This window comes from Arthrobacter sp. 2MCAF15 (genome assembly GCF_052115605.1).
Taxonomy (GTDB): Bacteria; Actinomycetota; Actinomycetes; order Actinomycetales; family Micrococcaceae; genus Arthrobacter.
In genome coordinates this window covers 48,517-64,337 of the sequence record NZ_JBFRGZ010000021.1, presented here as the reverse complement: position 1 = coordinate 64,337, position 15,821 = coordinate 48,517, and the positions used below count along the sequence as shown (strand labels likewise).

At 67.7% G+C, this 15,821-nt stretch carries 12 protein-coding genes and 1 tRNA gene; 9 read left to right on the top strand and 4 right to left on the bottom strand.

Annotation, left to right across the window (positions count from 1 at the left end):
• Nucleotides 1-251: 251 nt before the first annotated feature.
• From AB4089_RS19755 to AB4089_RS19745, 3 genes are all read left to right on the top strand, one after another.
• Nucleotides 252-339 (top strand) — tRNA-Ser (locus AB4089_RS19755).
• Between the two features lie 246 nt (nucleotides 340-585).
• Nucleotides 586-2,268 (top strand): phytoene desaturase family protein, encoded by a 1,683-nt coding sequence (locus AB4089_RS19750; protein WP_441410969.1) that lies wholly within the window; start codon nucleotides 586-588, stop codon nucleotides 2,266-2,268.
• A 22-nt stretch (nucleotides 2,269-2,290) separates the two neighbouring features.
• On the top strand, nucleotides 2,291-3,778 hold the full coding sequence (locus tag AB4089_RS19745; protein WP_441410968.1) for an MFS transporter: 1,488 nt from the start codon (nucleotides 2,291-2,293) through the stop codon (nucleotides 3,776-3,778).
• Here AB4089_RS19745 and AB4089_RS19740 read toward each other — a convergent pair.
• Nucleotides 3,723-5,924 (bottom strand): RecQ family ATP-dependent DNA helicase, encoded by a 2,202-nt coding sequence (locus tag AB4089_RS19740; RefSeq protein WP_441410967.1) that lies wholly within the window; start codon nucleotides 5,922-5,924, stop codon nucleotides 3,723-3,725. The genes AB4089_RS19745 and AB4089_RS19740 overlap by 56 nt on opposite strands.
• 140 nt (nucleotides 5,925-6,064) lie before the next feature.
• Between AB4089_RS19740 and AB4089_RS19735 the strand changes: the two genes are divergently transcribed.
• The 3 genes from AB4089_RS19735 to AB4089_RS19725 are packed head-to-tail and all read left to right on the top strand — an operon-like array spanning nucleotide 6,065 to nucleotide 8,446.
• On the top strand, nucleotides 6,065-7,483 hold the full coding sequence (locus AB4089_RS19735; protein WP_441410966.1) for a phosphomannomutase/phosphoglucomutase: 1,419 nt from the start codon (nucleotides 6,065-6,067) through the stop codon (nucleotides 7,481-7,483).
• A 2-nt stretch (nucleotides 7,484-7,485) separates the two neighbouring features.
• Nucleotides 7,486-7,977 (top strand): hypothetical protein, encoded by a 492-nt coding sequence (locus AB4089_RS19730; protein ID WP_441410965.1) that lies wholly within the window; start codon nucleotides 7,486-7,488, stop codon nucleotides 7,975-7,977.
• Between the two features lie 19 nt (nucleotides 7,978-7,996).
• On the top strand, nucleotides 7,997-8,446 hold the full coding sequence (locus AB4089_RS19725) for an RrF2 family transcriptional regulator (protein ID WP_441410964.1): 450 nt from the start codon (nucleotides 7,997-7,999) through the stop codon (nucleotides 8,444-8,446).
• 230 nt (nucleotides 8,447-8,676) lie between these two features.
• On the opposite strand, the gene AB4089_RS19720 is transcribed toward AB4089_RS19725, so the two are convergent.
• From AB4089_RS19720 to AB4089_RS19710, 3 genes are read right to left on the bottom strand one after another with little or no spacing between them, the layout of a single operon-like run.
• Entirely contained in the window at nucleotides 8,677-9,792 is a 1,116-nt protein-coding gene (locus AB4089_RS19720; RefSeq protein ID WP_441410963.1) for an ABC transporter substrate-binding protein, read from the bottom strand.
• Between the two features lie 59 nt (nucleotides 9,793-9,851).
• A complete protein-coding gene (locus AB4089_RS19715; protein WP_441410962.1) occupies nucleotides 9,852-10,730 on the bottom strand; it encodes an ABC transporter permease in 879 nt (292 codons plus the stop codon).
• Nucleotides 10,727-11,575, bottom strand: a complete 849-nt coding sequence (locus AB4089_RS19710; protein ID WP_441410961.1) for an ABC transporter ATP-binding protein — start codon at nucleotides 11,573-11,575, stop codon at nucleotides 10,727-10,729. The genes AB4089_RS19715 and AB4089_RS19710 overlap by 4 nt, the downstream gene beginning before the upstream one ends.
• A 258-nt stretch (nucleotides 11,576-11,833) precedes the next feature.
• Between AB4089_RS19710 and AB4089_RS19705 the strand changes: the two genes are divergently transcribed.
• From AB4089_RS19705 to AB4089_RS19695, 3 genes are all read left to right on the top strand, one after another.
• Nucleotides 11,834-13,447: an ATP-binding protein gene (locus AB4089_RS19705; RefSeq protein ID WP_441410960.1), complete on the top strand. Its 1,614-nt coding sequence runs from the start codon at nucleotides 11,834-11,836 to the stop codon at nucleotides 13,445-13,447.
• Complete coding sequence (locus tag AB4089_RS19700; RefSeq protein WP_441410970.1) at nucleotides 13,444-14,130, top strand: response regulator; 687 nt, start codon at nucleotides 13,444-13,446, stop codon at nucleotides 14,128-14,130. Before AB4089_RS19705 ends, AB4089_RS19700 begins: the two co-directional genes overlap by 4 nt.
• A gap of 425 nt (nucleotides 14,131-14,555) precedes the next feature.
• Nucleotides 14,556-15,716, top strand: coding sequence for a globin domain-containing protein (locus AB4089_RS19695; RefSeq protein ID WP_441410959.1), 1,161 nt, complete (start codon nucleotides 14,556-14,558; stop codon nucleotides 15,714-15,716).
• Nucleotides 15,717-15,821 lie beyond the last annotated feature (105 nt).

The following is a 15,821-nucleotide window of genomic DNA, read 5'->3' as shown; positions in this document are numbered from 1 at the left end:
TCACCGCCGAGGACCTCAACACCATCGCCGACAAACTCAACAACCGGCCCCGGCCCACCCTGGACCTCGAAACCCCAAAGCAACGCATGCGCCAACTAATCGCCACCGCGGCCTAAACCCCGATGTTGCAACGACCAATTGACTTTGGATCCTCCGGATGGGCTGTAGGTGACCCCGCGTTGCTCGGGGTGGGCCGTTTTGCACTGCGTGGCACCTTCTGCGTATCCTTGGTTGGCTAGTTATTAGCAATTGGAGACGTGCCAGAGCGGCCGAATGGGCTTCACTGCTAATGAAGTGTGGGGCACAACTCCACCGGGGGTTCAAATCCCCCCGTCTCCGCGTTTGGCCCCGGTCCTCGGACCGGGGCCTTTTGCGTTCCCGGGCACATTGCTGCCCCGGAGCCTGCCTCGCACACGCCGAGCCTTCTCCCGGGCAGATCTGGGCGGGTCGGCGTCGCGCATCGGCTCTGATCTGCACCCGAGAGGCTCGAGCAACGCCGCGACGGCACCGTCGGCAGCAAGGCCGCCCCGTCCGGTGGCCGGACGCCGCGCGCCCGGCGGCGGACCCGGGTGGCAGGATAGGCCCATGTCGAGCAACCCCATGTCGGGCAACAAGGAATTTGACGCCATCATTGTCGGCGGCGGCCACAACGGCCTGGCCGCGGCCGCGTACCTGGCCAAGGCAGGGCGCAGCGTCCTGGTCCTGGAAAAGCTGGAGCACCCCGGCGGGGCCGCGGTGTCCGCGCACGCGTTCGACGGCGTCGACGCGCGCCTCTCGCGCTACTCCTACCTCGTAAGCCTCCTGCCCCGCCAGATCATCGAGGACCTGGGCCTGCGCATCACGCTGGCGCGGCGGCGCTACTCCTCCTACACACCGGATCCCGCGGACGGCAGCCGGGCCCTGCTGGTGGACAACGGGGACGAGGCTGCCACCGCCGCCTCGTTCGCCGCCGTCGGCGCTCCCGACGGCGAGTTCCGTGCCTTCACCGCGTTCTACGCCGCCTGCCGGAAGCTCACCGAAGCCCTGTGGCCGACCATGACCTCGCCGCTGCTGCCGCGCTCCGAAGCGCGGTCCCTGGCAGCCCGGGCCGGCGCTGCCGAGGCGTGGGAGGCCATGATCGAACGCCCCATCGGGCAGGCCATCAGCAGGGAACTGGGCAGCGACCTGGTCCGCGGCGTGGTCCTGACCGATGCGCTGATCGGCACCTTCTCCCGGGCTGACGACGAGGACCTGCAGCAGAACATCTGCTTCCTGTACCACCTGATCGGCGGCGGGACAGGCGACTGGGACGTCCCCGTTGGCGGCATGGGAGCGGTGTCCGGCGAGCTTGAGCGGGTCGCGCTCGAGGCCGGCGCGACCATCCTGACCTCGGCGGACGTCACGGCCGTCATGCCGGGCGGCGTGGTGGGCTACCGCCATGAGGGACAGGACCACACGGCAATCGCCCCGTGGGTCCTGTCCAATGTGGCGCCGGCCGTCCTTGACAGGCTGCGCAGCCCGCAGCCCGGAGTACAGCCCGGCAGCGCCGGTTCCCCCGCGGCAGCCGGCGAGGCCGGGGCAGCCAGCGCCGCGGGAAATCCGAACCATCGCCGCGAGGGCGCCCAGGTCAAAGTCAACCTCCTGCTCAAGCGGCTCCCGGCGCTGCTGGACGGATCCGTCAGCCCGGAGGCCGCCTTCGGCGGGACGTTCCACATCAACGAGACATGGTCCCAACTCGACGCCGCCTACCGCACCGCCGCGGCCGGCTCCGTGCCCTCGCCGCTGCCGTGCGAAATCTACTGCCATTCGCTGACCGACCCCAGCATCCTGTCCCCGGAACTGCAGGCCGCCGGCGCGCAGACGCTGACCGTATTTGGCCTGCACGTCCCGGACCGGCTGGTCACGGCGGAGAACAACGAGGACCGGCGCTCCGAACTGCAGGCAGCCGTCCTGGCATCCCTGAACTCTGTCCTGGCCGAGCCCATCGAGGATCTGCTCCTGACCGGTCCGGACGGGCGGCCCTGCATCGAAACCAAAACCACCCTGGACATTGAACGCGCCGTCGGCATGCCCCGCGGCAACATCTTCCACGGCGGCCTCGACTGGCCGTTCGTGGAGGACGGCGAACCGCTGGACACCCCGGCCCAGCGCTGGGGCGTGGCGACGGATGACCCGCAGATCCTGCTCTGCGGCTCCGGCGCCCGGCGCGGCGGAGCCGTCAGTGCCATCGGCGGGCACAACGCCGCCATGGCAGTGCTGGAATCTGAACCGCCTCTCCGCCGTGCGTGAACCTGACGTTGAGGACGCCCGCGTGAAGGACACTTCCGGCAGCACCGTCACAGCCGCGGACAGCTGGAGCCCGCGGTTGGCCCTGCTGGTGGCCGCGACGTTCTTCATGGAATTCCTCGACGGCACCGTCCTGACCACGGCCATCCCCAGCATCGCCGCCGATTTCTCGGTGCCGGCCGCCGACGTGAACATCACCATGACGGCCTACCTGATGACCGTGGCGATGGGCATCCCGCTCAGCAGCTGGCTCGCGGAGCGGCTCGGCGCGCGGCGGGTCTTCTGCCTCGCCATTGCCATCTTCACGGCCGCATCACTGCTGTGCGCGCTCAGCCAGGACCTGACCATGCTGACCCTGAGCCGTGTCTTGCAGGGCGCCGGCGGCGCGATGATGGTCCCGGTGGGCACGCTGGTGGTGCTCCGCGGAACCCCGAAGAAGGACCTGCTGCGGGCCACCGCTTTCCTGGTGTGGCCCGGGCTGCTGGCACCCGTCCTGGCTCCGCTCGTGGGTGGTGCGCTCACCACCTACCTGTCCTGGCATTGGATCTTCCTGGTCAACCTCCCCCTGGGCCTGGCGGCATTCCTGGCCGCGTTGCGCCTGGTCCCCACAGTGGGCGGCGACCGCACCAGGCGCCTCGACTGGCTGGGCCTGGCCCTGACCACGCTTGGGGTGGGCTCCGTGCTGGTAGGTCTGGAACTGACGGGCGGACGGGACGCGGGACTACTCGCGGCAGCCGGGATCGTGGCGGGCCTGCTGTTCCTGGCCGCGGCCGTGGCCTGGATGCGGCGGACCAGCACGCCGCTGTTCAATCTGTCTGTCTTCGGCGCACGGACGTTCCGGGCGACGGCGACGGGAGGCTTTGTGTACCGGCTGACCATCAGCGCCGTGCCGTTCCTGCTGCCGCTGATGTTCCAGGCCGGTTTCGGCTGGGACCCGCTGCGCGCCGGAGCGATAGTGTCCGCCGTCTTCGTGGGGAACATCGGGATCAAGCCCGCCACGACGCCCCTGATACGGCGTTTCGGGTTCAAGCCCGTTCTGGTGTTCGCGTCGCTGGCGTCTGCGGCCACATTTGCGCTGTGCGCGCTGCTCGACGCCGGCACGCCGGAGCCACTGATTGTCGCCGTGCTGGTGGCCAGCGGGGCGTTCCGCTCGATCGGGTTCTCGGCCTACGCATCGGTCCAGTACGCCGACGTCGTCCCGGCCCAGTTGCCGTCCGCCAACGCCGTCTCGGCCACGCTCGTGCAGCTCGCCGCCGCGGCAGGGATCGCGGTCGGTGCCCTCCTGCTGCGCGTCTTCGAGGCCGGCAGCCACGCCACAGGAACCACCGGCGTTGCCGCCGGTCTCGCCGCGGGTGACCCGGCGGCGCCGTACCGGGCCGCTTTCGTCGCGATTGCGGTCCTGATGCTCCTGAGCACCCTGGACAGCCTGACCCTCCCCCGCCACGCAGGCGCGGAGGTCAGCCGGCCTGGCCGAGCACCAGCGGCAGAACGGCGCCGGCGCCGGCGAGCCTGAGGGCCCGCCCGGAGACGGTCAGGGTCCAGCGGCTGTCCACCAGGTCATCCACCAGCATGACGCTCTGGCCACGGATTCCCGCGAGCGCGTCCTCGAGCTCGGGTCCCACCACAAGCCGGTCCCAGACTCCGGCGAGCCGGTAGGCGCTGTTCCCGCCGCGCCCGCCGGTGGGTCCGCCGTAGTTGAGTTGCAGCTGTCCCAGGTACGGGATGCGGCCGATCTCGGAGATCCCGCGGGCCAGGGAGTCCACCAGAAGCGGCTTACCGCGCGAGGGCAGGCTGATGATCGCTGCTGGCCGGCCGGCCCCGCTCCATCCCGGCGTCCGGGCGTCTCCGGTGCCCCATTCCCGGAGCACCTGGACGCAGGCCTGCAGCATCCCGGGGTCCACGGCCCGGTCCGGTGCGCCGGCGGCGAAGGCCTCGCGGAGGGCGCCGCCCCAGCCGAGGTCCGTCAGGCGAGCCAGCACCCGGCCGTCCGCGAGGGCCTCGTCCGGCTTGATCTTTCCCTTCACGGGCACGCCCAGGCGGTCCATGCCGCTGGGCCACTGCAGCCGCGGTTCCAGGACCACGCCGGCCCGGCGGAGGGTCTGCCCGGCGGTTTCCGTGGCGGCCTCGGCGATATCGGCCCGGAACCAACGGCCCGCGCAGTTGTCGCAGCGGCCGCAGGCGTGGGCTGTTTCGTCGTCCAGCACCGAGGTGATGTATTCCATCCGGCAGCCCGCGGTGTCCTGATAGATGACCATCGAGTCCTGTTCGTCCACCCGGGCCTCGGCGATCCGGCTGTACCGCTCGGCGTCGTAGTTCCACGGCTGTCCAGTGGAGCGCCAGCCGCCGCCGACGCGTTCGACGGCGCCGTCCACGGCCAGGACCTTCAACAGCAGTTCCAAGGGCGTGCGGCGCAGGTCCACCCGGGCCTCGAGCGCCACGGTGGACACCGCCGTTCCGGCCTCGGCAAGGGCAGTCAGGACGCCGGCGGCCTTTTCCTCGGACGGCATGGACGCGGTGGCAAAGTACTGCCAGATGTCGCGGTCCTCGGACCCGGGCAGCAGCAGGACGTCGGCGTTTGCCGCGCCACGCCCTGCACGGCCCACCTGCTGGTAGTACGCCACCGGCGAGGACGGCGCACCCAGGTGCACCACAAAGCCGAGGTCCGGCTTGTCGAAGCCCATGCCGAGGGCCGATGTGGCCACGAGCGCCTTGACCTGGTTGTCCTTCAGGAGCTGCTCGGCGCGTTCCCGGTCCGCGGGGTCGGTGCGGCCGGTGTAGGCGAGCACCTCGTGCCCCGCCTCTGCCAGGAGCCGGGCGGTGTCCTCGGCCGCGGAGACCGTGAGTGTGTAGATGATGCCGCTGCCTTGCAGGTCCTGCAGGTGGGTCAACAGCCAGCCCAGCCGTTCGCGGGAATCGGGCAGCGTCAGGACACCGAGCCGGAGCGAGTCCCGGCCCAGTGCGCCGCGGATGGTCAGCACGTCCTTGCCGAGCTGCTCCTCGATGTCATGGACCACCCGGGAGTTGGCCGTGGCGGTGGTGGCAAGCACCGGGACGGTGTCCGGCAGCTGCGTGATGAGGTCCGCGATGCGCCGGTAGTCGGGGCGGAAGTCGTGGCCCCAGTCCGAGATGCAGTGGGCCTCGTCAATCACCAGCAGCCCTGTCCGGCGCACGAGCTCGGGGAGCTGGTTTTCCCGGAAGGACGGGTTGGTGAGGCGTTCCGGGGAGACCAGCAGCACGTCCACTTCATCGGCGGCGAGCTGTTCGCGGACAGTGTCCCACTCCAGCTGGTTCGCGGAGTTGATGGCGACCGCCCGCACGCCCGCCCGGGCCGCGGCCGCCACCTGGTCGCGCATGAGCGCCAGGAGCGGGGACACGATCAGGGTGGGGCCGGCGCCTCGGCGTCGCAGCAGCAAGGAGGCGACGAAGTACACGGCCGACTTCCCCCAGCCGGTGCGCTGCACCACCAGGGCCCGCCTGCCGCCGTCGACCAGTGCCTCGATGGCTTCGAACTGGCCGTCATGGAACTCCGCCTCGGGGTGGCCCACCAGTTCCCGCAGCACGCCCTGGGCCTGTTCCCGGGTCCCGGATACGCCGGCGGAATCGGCGGCAAGGGCAGTGTCGGAGGCGGAAAGGAGTGCAGCGTTCTGGTTATTGGCCATTGCTTCAGTATCCCAGCCCCCTCCGACAGCTACGAAGCCCGGGCGCCGGCCAAGTGGATAACCCGGCGGGCAACCTTCTCGGACCGGCGTCCTCACCACTCCTCCACAGGGCCGTGGAGCCGCAACGTAAGATAAGACGCGTGACTACGGACCAGACAAAGACTTTTGACCTCTCGGCCTCGTTCAAGGCCTACGACGTGCGCGGAATCGTGGGGCAATCCATCACCGCCGAGATCGTCGAGGCCGTCGGCGCTGCCTTCGTCGACGTCCTGGAACTCGAGGGGCAGACCGTGCTGGTGGGCGGGGACATGCGCCCCTCCTCCCCCGAGTTCGCCAAAGCCTTCGCCAACGGCGCTGCCACCCGCGGAGCCAACGTCCAGCTGCTGGACCTGATCTCCACCGACGAGCTGTACTACGCGTGCGGCGCGCTGAACGCCGCCGGCGCCACGTTCACCGCCAGCCACAACCCGGCCGAATACAACGGCATCAAGATGGCCAAGGCCGGCGCCGTGCCGATCTCCTCCGAAACCGGCCTCAAGGAAATCCAGGCCCGCGCCGAGGAATACCTCAACACCGGCACCATCCCCGCGGCCGGCACCACCGGCCTGATCGGCGTGCACGACGTCCTCAAGGGCTACTCGGAGTACCTGCGCACCCTGGTGGACCTGCGCGGCTCACGGCCGCTGAAGGTCGTGGTGGATGCCGGCAACGGCATGGCCGGCCTCACCACCCCGGCCGTGCTTGGCGATGCCCTGCTGCCCAAGCTGCCGCTGGAGATCGTGCCGCTGTACTTCGAGCTCGACGGATCCTTCCCGAACCACCCGGCCAACCCGCTGGAGCCGGAAAACCTGCGCGATCTGCAGGCCGCCGTCGTCGAACACGGCGCGGACATCGGCCTGGCGTTCGACGGCGACGCCGACCGCTGCTTCGTGATCGACGAAAAGGGCGATCCCGTCTCGCCGTCGGCCATCACCGGCATGGTGGCCCGCCGCGAAATCGCCCGCGCCCAGGGCCTCGGTGAGGCCACGCCCACCGTCATCCACAACCTGCTGACTTCCCGAGCGGTTCCGGAACTTGTGGAACGCCACGGCGGCCGGCCCGTCCGCACCCGCGTGGGGCACTCCTTCATCAAGGCCGTCATGGCCGCGGAAGGCGCCATTTTCGGTGGGGAGCATTCGGCCCACTTCTACTTCCGCGACTTCTGGAATGCGGACACCGGCATGCTGGCAGCAATGCACGTCCTTGCCGCGCTGGGCGAGCAGGACGGCCCGCTCTCCGAACTCGGCCGCGAATACGAACCGTATCGGTCATCCGGGGAGATCAACTCCGAAATCGAGGACAAGGCCGCCGCCGTCGAACGGGTCCGCAAGGACTTCCACAACGACGACGTCGAGGTGGACTACCTGGACGGCAGCACCTTCATCGCCACCGACGGCAGCTACTGGTTTAACCTGCGCCCGTCCAACACCGAACCGTTCCTGCGCCTCAACGTCGAAGCCACGGATACCGCCACCATGGAGCGCGTCCGCGACCGCGTCCTGGCACTGGTCCGGGGCTAGGCGTGGCCGCACATCCCGAGGAATCCTCCAACGACAACACCGGTTCCTGGCGCGATTCCGTGCCGGAAGCCAGCGCCACGGACCTGGAGAACCTGCTCGGCACCGGGGTCGGCGCCGCGCAGGAGCAGCTGGAGCGCAACGGAGGCTTCCTGCCGTTCGCCCTGGTGGTGCAGAACGACGGCGAAGTCCGGCTGGTTGCCGTGACACCGGCGGACGCGAACGACGGATCCGACGCCGACTTTGACGCGGACGCCATGATCCGGGACCTCCACGAGCTGCTCCGGCAGCACAAGGATGAGTTCCGGGCCGCCGCCGTGGTCTGTGACATCACGCTCCTCGAGGAGGACTCGGACGCCATTCACGTGGCGGCCGAACACCAGGACGGCTCCCTGTTCGCCGCGGTCCTGCCGTACGCCGCGAACGCCGCGACGCACGAACTCGAATTCGGCCAGCTGGCCGCCGACACCAACGAGCCCGCCGTCTGGGTGGACTAGACCGGCCTGAGGCAGGGATATGAAGATCAATGCGTTCGCCGATGTGAGCCTCCGGGCCCTGCTGGTGCTCGCGGCCGCGCCGGACGGCGCGCTCGTGACCACCCAAAGCATCGCCGACGCCGTGGGCACGCCGTACAACCATGTCAGCAAGGCGATGGCGAAACTGCGCATCCTGGGCATGATCGACGTCGAACGCGGCCGCAACGGCGGCTCCCGGCTCAGTAGCGCCGGCCGGACCGYCACGGTGGGCCAGCTGCTCAGGCAGCTCGATTCCCGCCAGGATCCCGCCGACTGCATCGCCTCCGGCCGGGCCTGCCCGCTCATCACCGAATGCCGCCTCAGGGCCGCGCTTGCCCGGGCCCGCGAGGCGTTTTATCGCGAACTCGACGGGATCGAGATCGCCTCACTGCCGACGGCGCGCCAGATGGCGCCCGTCTTTGAAATGATCGGGATGCGCCCGGGGCTCTAGCCCCGCCTTCCCAGCTCCGACGCCGGCGCCCGGGCACCTCAGGGCCCGCTCACCTGGAAGTGGCGCGATTGGCCGCAAAGGAGTTGAGGGGGTCCGGTGGAACCGTAGGGTCGGAGACCCGCCGGGGACGGGCGTTAAGCACGACGACGGGTCCCCACATTCGCGCTTATAGGTGGGGACCCGTCGTCGTTCATTACCGTTGTTCCGTACCGGAAAAACGTCAGCAGGCGTTATCCGTCTGAGCCGGCCGGCGTCGTCGTCGGCGCGTAGCCCTCGAGCTTGAGCGCGGCCTCCGCGTACTTGCTGGTGARCGTGCCGTCGAAGGTGACCTTGGACGTGTCTACGCCGTTCTGCTGCTCCATCGCGAAGATCGTCTTGGGGCCGCCGGCGGGCATGAGGCCGTCAGGCAGGAACTGGCCCTTGTCGGTGTCCAGCGCCTTGACGTACTGGTCCTTGGAGATGGTGCTGTTCTGGACGAAGGATGAGGGCAGCTTGTCCGCGATATCCGCTGCCGAGTGGGTGCTGATCCAGTGCATGGTGTCAACGAGGGCGTTCACAACTTTTTGGGCCTCATCCTCGTGCGACTTGACCCAGTCGGACTGGGCAAGGACGCTGGCCGCCGGCCAGGAGCCGCCGAGCGCGGCCTTGGTACCGTCCGAGGTTGCGAGGTCGATCGCGGAGACGGCCAGGTTCTTGCTCTCGAGCGCGCCGACGGTGGGCTGAGTTGTCATGACGCAGTCCGCGGACCCGCGCTGGATCGCGGCTATGGCAGTGGAACCAGCGCCCACGGCGATGGTGTGATAGTCGTTCTTCGTGACTCCGGCCTTGGCGGCGATGAACTGGGTGAGCTCGTCCGTTCCGGAGCCCAGGTCGGTCACGCCGACGGTCTTGCCCCTGAGGTCCGCCGCGGAGTGAACGTTGGCTTTGGGGCTGCACATGATGCGCTCACCCGGGGCGCTGGAGAGCTGCACAAGGTCGATGACATTCTTGCCCTTGGACTGGAAGTCGACGGTGTGGATGTACCACGCCCCTGCCATGTCCACCTGTCCGGACGCCATGGCTTCCTCCGCGCCGACGCCGCCGTGCTGCTCCGTGGAGAGCTCGACATTCACCCCGTACTTCTTGTAGTTGCCGAGGCTTTCCGCGAGCTGGTACGGGAGGTAGATCTGCTTGTCGATGCCGCCGACCATGAGCTTGACCGTGGGCATTGTCGAGGTGTCCGCAGACGCCGTGCCGCCGGAACCGCTTGAGGCGGTGGAACTGGCCGTGGTGCTGCCGCCGCAGGCGGCGAGGCTGAGCGCAACCATGCCCAGGGCAGCGGTGGCGTAGATCTTGTGCTTCATCATTGGGGCACTTTTCCTTATTCTCTTCATGGATATTGCGTTGTGGACGGGTAGAAAATTTGTCAGATGGCCTGGGCTTCGGAACGGTTTGGCGGCCGCCACTTGAGGAGTGAGTGTTCCAGCAGGCTGATCAGGTATTCGGCCGCGAGCGTGATCACGGCAATGATCACCATGCACGCGAATACCGTGTTGGGATCGAAGGTGCCCTGGGCCTGGCTGATGATCAGGCCGATGCCCTGCTGGGCACCGAGCACCTCCGCGACCAGGGCGCCGATAATCGCGAACCCGAAGGCCGTGTGAAGGCTTGCGATGATCCACGTCATCGCTGAGGGGATGGTCACGTGAATCGCGACTTGGACCGGGGATGCCCCGAGTACGCGGACATTCGCGACCAGGTTCTGGTCCACCTCACGCACGCCCTGGAAGGCGTTGAAGAAGACTACGAAGAACACCAGCACCGCGGCGAGCAGGACCTTGGGGAACACTCCGAGGCCGAAGGCCACGATGAAGATCGAGCCGAGGACGATGCGGGGAATCGAGTTGACGATCCTGATGTACGGGCCGACGACGGCCGAGAGGTACTTGTTCGAGCCCAGCAGGATCCCGAGCACCACGCCGACGAACGTGCCGAGCAGGAAACCGAGGACGGCTTCTTCCATGGTGACCCCGAGGTTCTCCCAGATTGTCCCGAACGCTGTTCCCTCGGTGAAGAGCATCACCAGGCTGTTCCAGATCTCGCTGGGCTGGCCGAAGAAGAACTTGTCCACCCAGCCTTCCTCGGTAAACCACTGCCACCCGCCCACCACCGCCACGGCGAGGGCGGCGCGGCCCACCCAGATGGCAGTCGTGTGGCGCCGGTGCGACGCTTTTCCGGACTGCACGGCCGCTGCCTGCTGCTGCTCCTGCGAGTTCACCTTTTCCCCTTGCACAAGAGTGGTCATGCTGCTGCACCTGCCGATCGGGCGTAGGCACGGGTGACCTCGTCCTTGAGCGATTCCCAGATCTGGCCCTGAAGCTCAAGGAAGCGTTCCTCGTGGCGGATTTCCTGGACATTGCCGCGCGGCCGGGGCAGATCGATGTCGAAGACGTCCTTGACCGTGCCGGGGCTGCTGGTCATGATGACCACGCGGTCCGAGAGCGCCACGGCCTCGTCGAGGTCGTGGGTGATGAACAGGACCGAGGGCCGGAGCTCCTCCCAGAGCTTCAGCAGCTCGTTCTGCATGATGGCCTTGGTCTGCACGTCGAGGGCACCGAACGGCTCGTCCATGAGCAGGATCCTCGGGTTATTGATGAGCGCTGCGGCCATGGCCACGCGCTTGCGCATGCCGCCCGAGAGCTGATGCGGGTAGCGGTCCTCGAAACCGGCCAGCCCCACACGGCGCAGCCAGTCCCTGGCGAGCAAGGTGGCCTCGCGCTTCGGGGTTCCCAGCAGGATCGGCCCCATCATCACGTTGCTGAGCACGCTCTTCCAGGGAAAGAGCGCATCCGCCTGGAACATGTAGCTGACGCCGTCCGTGACACCCTCGACGGTTTTTCCGCCGACGCGCACAGAGCCCTCGCTGGGACGCTCCAGCCCGGAAACCTGGGCCAAAGTAGTCGACTTGCCGCAGCCCGTGGGGCCGACGATCGAGCAGAACTGCCCGGGTTCCACGGAAAGCGCAACATCTCGGATCGCGGTAAACGTTTCACCCTTCGGCGTGAGGTAGCGCTTGGTCAGCCCGGTGATCTCAATGCCGGCATCGTCGCCAGCATCCCCAGGTGGGCGAATTCGATGGTTTACACCCATGGCGTAAAGCCTCTCTGTTGAATCGACGCCAGCCGCTTCATTTGCGGCGACGCCATTGTCCGGTGGATCCTTTAGCCATGCCTCGCAACTCTTCGTTCCGTGTGACATGAGTCATGATCAGTGCACTCACCCTAGAAAGGACTGCCGTGGTACAGCCACGCTTGCGTGCCTTGTGAGGGTTGTTAGCCTTCATTCATCTTTTGAACCTTTTGCTCGAAATGCCGTGCGAACTGCCCTGAACGCCGCCCGGGGCCAGCAGTGAGCAGCGCGCGGGCATGGTGGGGCGCCCGGCCGCTCGCATCGCAGATTCTCGTGTGGACGCTGGTGCTGATAGCGGTCACCGTGGCCCTGGGCGGCCTGGTCACCAACCGCATCACCGGCCAGGTACTCGACGAGCAGTTCCGGCTGCGTGCCCTGGGCGTCGCGGAATCGGTGGCACAGATGCCGGAGGTGGCCACGGGTGTGGCCACCGGCGATGCTGGCCACGAGATCCAGGCGGTGGCTGAACAGGTGCGYACCCGCGCCCAGACGGACTACGTGGTGGTTACCGACCGGTACGGGATTCGTTTCTCGCACCCCACGCCGTCGCTGATCGGGAAGCGCCTCGAGGAGCCTGTCGAGGTCCTCGACGGCCAGACCCACGTGGGTACCGACCACGGCAGCCTCGGCGACTCGGCGAACGCCAAGGCACCGATCCTGGACGCCTCGGGAAACGTCGTCGGACAGGTCTCGGTGGGCATCCTCGAGACGACCGTCAGCATGGAGCTCGAGCGGGACGCTGGGATCGTCGGCGGCTCCTCGGTGCTCGTTCTCCTTATCGGCGGCGCGGGTTCGTTCCTGCTGGCACGGGCCATCAAGCGCGCTACGTTCGGTCTTGAGCCTGCGGAGATCGCCTCGCTCCTCCAGGAACGGGAGGCCCTCCTGCACGGCATCCGCGAGGGCATGGTGGGCATTGACGACGCCGGCCGGGTCACCGTGATTAACGTCGAGGCCCGGCGCCTTCTGGGCCTCGAAAACACTTTGCTCGACCGCCCGCTGGAGGAGCTTATCCCGGAGGGACGGCTCCGCGACGTCCTCACGGGTGAGGCGACCGGCGCTGACCAGACGATCATCACTGACGACTCCCTTCTCGTGGCCAACCGCATGCCGGTAAGCGTTGGCGGCCGGAGCGTGGGCGCTGTCGTGACCCTTCGCGACCGCACCGAAGTGGAAGCGCTGGTGCGGGACCTGCGAGCGCTGGAGGGGCTCATGGCTGCCCTGCGCGCGCAGGAGCACGAGTACGCCAACCGCATGCACACGGTGGGCGCCCTCCTCCATCTGGGCGATATCGCGCAGGCGCGCACCTTCATCGCGGGCATCGCGGACACATCGCGCTCCCTCGGCGAGGGACTGCGCGCACGGATCGAGCCGCCCGAGCTCGCGGCGCTCATCTATGCCAAGATCACGGTGGCGGCCGAGCAGGATGTGCGCGTGGCTGTGTCCGACGAATCACTCCTTCGCGAACCAGGGCTCGGAACGCAGGATCTCCTGACCATCGTGGGGAACCTGTTGGACAACGCAATCGACGCCGTCTCCAGCCTCCCGGGACACCACGAAGTGACGCTTACCCTGGATGATTCCTCGGGCGTTTTTGTGTCGGTGACCGACACAGGACCGGGCGTGCCCGCGGACGCTGTGGACGACGTCGTACGCGATGGCTATACGACGAAAGCGGAACGGGCGGGCCAGGCCGGTGGCCCGGCCCTGCGGCGCGGCATTGGCCTGGCGCTCGTTGCGAGGATCGTGCGCCGCGCAGGTGGCACGATGGATGTGTTCGCCGGACCGGGCGGACGCTTCGAAGTGTGGATTCCGAAAGTTGGGGCAGAAGGATGATCCGGGTGCTGGTTGTCGACGACGACTTCCGCGTGGCGCGGCTGCACGCCGCACAGGTGGCGCATGTTCCGGGGTATGAGTGCGTCGGTGAGGCACACACCGTCGCCGAGGCGCGCGCCGCGATCGCGAGGGAGCGCCCCGACCTCCTGCTCTTGGACATCTACCTGCCGGACGAGGACGGAATCTCGCTCCTGCAGTCGCTGCGCGAGGCAGGCGAGGACATAGACGTCATCATCATCACCGCGGCGCGGGATGTAGGGACCGTGCGTGCGGCGATGCGCGGCGGAGCGGTGTACTACCTGGTGAAGCCGTTCGGATTCGAGCAGCTCGCCGAGCAGTTGCAGGCCTATCAGAAGTGGCGCGCGGACGCGTTGTCACGGCGGATCACAGGACAGACGGACATTGACGCGCTGTTTGCCTCACGGCGGGCTTCTGTGGCGCCCACTGCGGGTTCGAGCTCCGCACGGCGCCTCCCGCCGACTATGCAAAAGGTGCTCGATGCCGTGGCCGCGGCCGGCCGGCCCCTGGGCGCGCAGGACGTCTCAGACCTCATTGGCATATCCCGGCCGACGGCACAGCGTTACCTGAGCGAGCTCGAACGCAAGGACCGCGTGACCCTCCACCTCGAATATGGCACCACTGGCCGGCCAGTCAACACGTATATCCCCGCGCCCTCCAGCTAGCGCGTCTCATATATATCGGCGCTGGCAAAGACGTTCACGAACGAATCGGCCAGGCAGCCCAGTAAGCCGTCAAAGACCTCACAGCCGTGTTGTGGTCGGGTTCTACCCGCCAGGCCCGCCTGTGCCCTCCACTCTGCATGGCGTGCGGCCCGGCAAAACCCCATCGACGCCCTCCGGTACGAATAGCCGGGTAAGGCATCAGCCTCTGGGCTGCGAAGCGATGACTCCGCCGGCGCGACCCAGAGGCTGCATGGATGGGGCCGACCCTGCGGGCTCTTCGGATTGACCGACACGCCCGAAAAGCAGCAGATTTGCCACACTTTTCTACAACGTGTAGAACTTAGGTGTAAATACTTATATTTCAAATATTAGTATTTTCATCGCGGTCCGGTTGAAGACCCCGGGCCACTACCTCAGGAGTCAGCATGCTCTCGGACAAGTCCTTCCCGGTCATCGAGGCCACCCTGCCGCTGGTCGGTTCCCGGATCGGAGCGATCACCCCGAAGTTCTACGCCCGCCTCTTCGGCGCCCACCCCGAACTGCTGGACGGGCTCTTCAGCCGCGCCAACCAGCGCTCCGGCGCCCAGCAGCAGGCACTGGCCGGAAGCATCGCCGCTTTCGCCAGCCACCTCGTGAACAACCCGGGCACCCTGCCGGAGACCGTGCTGTCCCGGATCGCTCACCGTCACGCTTCCCTGGGCATCACCGAACCGCAGTACCAGGTGGTCTACGAGCACCTCTTCGCCGCCATCGCCGAGGACCTGACCGAGGTCATCACGCCGGAAATCGCCGAAGCGTGGACCGAGGTCTACTGGCTCATGGCGGACGCCCTGATCAAGCTCGAGAAGGGCCTCTACGCCGCCCAGGCGAACGGCAAGATGTGGACGCCCTGGAGGGTAGCCGCCAAGACCCCGGCCGGCACCGGTTCCATGACCTTCACCCTCGAACCGGCCGATGACACCCCCGTCACCGCGGCCCTTCCCGGCCAGTACGTCAGCGTCAAGGTGACCCTTGCGGACGGCCTGCGCCAGGTCCGGCAGTACTCCCTCTCCGGCGACGCCGGCACCAGCCGCAGCTTCACCACCAAGCTCGACGACGGCGGCGAGGTCTCCCCCGTGCTCCACAACACTGTGGAGGTGGGCGACGTCATCGAGATCTCCAACCCCTACGGCGAAATCACGCTCAAGGAGGGCGACGGTCCCGTGGTCCTGGCTTCGGCAGGGATCGGCTGCACGCCCACGGCGTCCATCCTGCGTTCCCTCGCCGAGTCCGGCTCGGACCGCCAGGTCCTGGTGCTGCACGCGGAAAGCACGCTGGACAGCTGGGCGCTGCGCTCCCAGATGACCGACGACGTCGAACGCCTCGACGGCGCCGATCTGCAGCTCTGGCTCGAAGAACCGCAGGCCGGTTCGAACGCGGGCTTCATGTCCCTTCGCGAGGTGGACCTGCCGGCCAACGCGTCCCTGTACCTGTGCGGTCCGCTGCCGTTCATGAAGAGCATCCGCAATGAGGCCATCAACGCCGGCATCCCGGCCACGAAAATCCACTACGAGGTCTTCGGCCCGGACATCTGGCTCGCCAGCTAAGTCCCCGACGGCGGCCCGGCACCTTTCGCAACAAAGGTGCCGGGCCGCCGTCGTCGTTAAGCTGGGCTGCCGTCGTGATCCGGCTGCGGTTTCCCGGACGGAACC

Coding starts and splice junctions, on each gene's coding strand:
- AB4089_RS19700 (WP_441410970.1), top strand. CDS start 13,444: ATGATCCGGGTGCTGGTTGTCGACGACGACTTCCGCGTGGCGCGGCTG.
- AB4089_RS19715 (WP_441410962.1), bottom strand. CDS start 10,730: ATGACCACTCTTGTGCAAGGGGAAAAGGTGAACTCGCAGGAGCAGCAG.
- AB4089_RS19695 (WP_441410959.1), top strand. CDS start 14,556: ATGCTCTCGGACAAGTCCTTCCCGGTCATCGAGGCCACCCTGCCGCTG.
- AB4089_RS19710 (WP_441410961.1), bottom strand. CDS start 11,575: ATGGGTGTAAACCATCGAATTCGCCCACCTGGGGATGCTGGCGACGAT.
- AB4089_RS19750 (WP_441410969.1), top strand. CDS start 586: ATGTCGAGCAACCCCATGTCGGGCAACAAGGAATTTGACGCCATCATT.
- AB4089_RS19740 (WP_441410967.1), bottom strand. CDS start 5,924: ATGGCCAATAACCAGAACGCTGCACTCCTTTCCGCCTCCGACACTGCC.